Consider the following 1,737-nt stretch of genomic DNA (forward strand, 5'->3'; position numbering starts at 1 on the left):
CTTCTCGAATTGATCTTAACGTATTGCCATCATATTCACCCTCAGATTGGATTTCTTTTGTGATGGAATCATTTTCAAAAGCTTGTAATTGCTGTCCATATTTTGTGATGACATTAATTAATGGATAGTGATGCATTTACTTCCTTTTCAATACTCATTTTTACTTAAGGCGCTTAGCAATTTCTGTTACTCGCGCTTGCCAAGTATGATATTTCAAAAATCTTTCGTGACCTCGCTGAGCTATCTCTTGACGCTTATCTGGATGAGCTAAATAATATTTAACTTTAGAAACCAACTCTAGGTTCGACTTAAAAACTTCAATTTCCTTTCCAATCTCAAATAAATCTTCCAGTTCGTCACAACAATCAGTTAGTAGGAATGCGCCCGCAGCCAGTGCTTCAAACACTCTTAAGTTGACGCCAGTTCCAGCACCATAAAAATGCGTTCGGTTAATATTAATAACTATCTTAGCACTTGCTAATAATGCGTGTAATCGTTCACCCCAAATAGTTTCATCTGTGACTGCTTTTTTGAGACCATCGGACATCAAAGGGTAATTCCGCTGCCATCTATTACCGTAAACTGTTAAGACATCTTTAATGTTTTCTAATAGGAAAATTCTTCTTAAATCTGCGCTACCTATAAAAAGCACATTGATTTCAACTTTAGTCTCTGATTGTGGCTTAATTGGCTTAGCACCAAAAGGTAGGAAACTCGCATTAAGTTTTTTAGTTTCTGCAAAAAATTGAGTTGTAACTTTTGAAAATGAAAATATCTCGTCATAAATGGGTAATTCGTTATCAATAAAGAAAAGGAACTCACGTCTTTTTGGATATAAATTACAGCTATCTGTGTCATACAAATAGATTTTAAAATGATACTTTGATTGTAACTCTTTAAGAAATGCTGGCTTCAAGTATTTGTATAGACAGCCAATTATCAGCAAATGCGATGGCAGTGCTTTAGCAATATGTTGTTCAAACGATTGCTCAACCAATTTAGGAAAATGATAAAAACGATCCGCCCCACCTTCCATTCTATTGAGTGCTTTTCTATATGCCCCCCTAAATTTATAAAACTTTTTTTGCTTAAAATCGCTGCTATCTGCGTAAATACTTTTTATGCTAATCTGTTGAAATGCTTCATGCATTTCTTTTCCAAGGGGCAGTTCAGCTATCGCATCAAAAATTAGTAGCTTTGCAGTTTTTGTCATTTTAGTTGTTTTCTTTATCCACAATCGCCTCTACAAAACTCAGCTTCCAAAATGTTTCTTTTGCAGCTTCATCTGAGAACAATTTATTTAATTTATCAGTTGATGAATTACCTTCACTACCAGAACTCAACCTTAGAATGGCACTTTTCAGTTGAGTTAAATTTCCAAACGGAAACAATTGTCCAAAACCTCTTACCACCTCACCACCACCACCACAATCACTGCAAACAATAGGTAATTCTGCGGCCATCGCCTCAAGTAGCACCATACCAAAAGGCTCTCGATCCGAGGTTAATACAAACACATCAAATGCTTTAAAGAAGCGCTTAGCATCGGGAACATTTCCCGCCAGAATCACGACTGTACTTAAGTCTAACTCAGTAATTAATTGCTTTAACTCCTGCCCTAAGGGGCCTTTACCAGCAATATACAATAGACTATTGAGAGGTAAATGAGGTAATGCCTGATGAAAACCGCGAATTAAAGTCGCTTGGTCTTTATCGTGATGTAACCTGCCGACATTA

2 protein-coding genes are annotated in these 1,737 nt (G+C 36.4%); both read right to left on the reverse strand.

Annotation, left to right across the window (positions count from 1 at the left end):
• Window positions 1-160 precede the first annotated feature (160 nt).
• On the reverse strand, window positions 161-1,213 hold the full coding sequence (locus tag BD31_RS07210; protein WP_008300597.1) for a CgeB family protein: 1,053 nt from the start codon (window positions 1,211-1,213) through the stop codon (window positions 161-163).
• A 1-nt stretch (window position 1,214) separates the two neighbouring features.
• The coding region (locus BD31_RS07215) for a glycosyltransferase (RefSeq protein ID WP_008300596.1) at window positions 1,215-1,737 on the reverse strand (523 nt) is incomplete at its 5' end.

It is taken from the genome of Candidatus Nitrosopumilus salarius BD31, assembly GCF_000242875.2.
Classification (GTDB): Archaea; Thermoproteota; Nitrososphaeria; order Nitrososphaerales; family Nitrosopumilaceae; genus Nitrosopumilus; species Nitrosopumilus salarius.

Coding starts and splice junctions, on each gene's coding strand:
- BD31_RS07210 (WP_008300597.1), bottom strand. CDS start 1,213: ATGACAAAAACTGCAAAGCTACTAATTTTTGATGCGATAGCTGAACTG.